Below are 565 nucleotides of genomic sequence, written 5' to 3' on the forward strand. Positions count from 1 at the left end.
TCCTTCCCCGGACGCTGTGTGGACGGAAGTGAAAGGCGACATTCCCTGCGTGGTGTCTTGTGCCACGGCTGATTCGGAAAGCGTGAAAATCAAGCTGGAGAAGGGATTTTCCATTCCTGTGGTGCTAAAGAACGCCGGAATGGAACAGGAAGGAGGGAAAGGCGGCCATGATGTGGAAGCTGTGCTGGAGGTGGAAAATTATCAGGCAGGGAAAGAGGAAGACTCCGGCAGCTGGCTGGTGCTCCAGCTGACTTCCTCTGAAAAGATAGGTTTTCTGGATTTTGAATTGAAGGCGGCTGATGGTACTGTGTTATCGGTTAGAACCTCCGGGAGGGGATTTGGAACGGCTAAAGACAAGTATGAATGGAATCGATATTTGTCTGTAGAGGGAATAGAGGGCAATGAACTGTCCGTAACTGTCAGGCATGCGGTGAATTTGAGGAGGATCATGGCTCCGGTTGATGTCCGGAGCGGCCTCTTCGGGCAGATGGAGAAGATGGAAATGAAGAAAGAGGGAGATGGCCATGAATAGGAAAAGTGTGGTAAACATGCTGCTTGTTCTGGG

The 565-nt window shown here is 51.0% G+C and carries 1 protein-coding gene; it reads left to right on the forward strand.

Annotated elements, in window-relative coordinates; all coding sequences use genetic code 11:
- Positions 1 to 532 (forward strand): hypothetical protein (locus ACFFUV_RS23730; RefSeq protein WP_390198465.1); only part of this gene is annotated, 532 nt, incomplete at its 5' end.
- Positions 533 to 565 lie beyond the last annotated feature (33 nt).

Origin of the sequence: Vibrio olivae, assembly GCF_042428525.1 — a bacterium.
Taxonomy (GTDB): domain Bacteria; phylum Pseudomonadota; class Gammaproteobacteria; order Enterobacterales; family Vibrionaceae; genus Vibrio; species Vibrio olivae.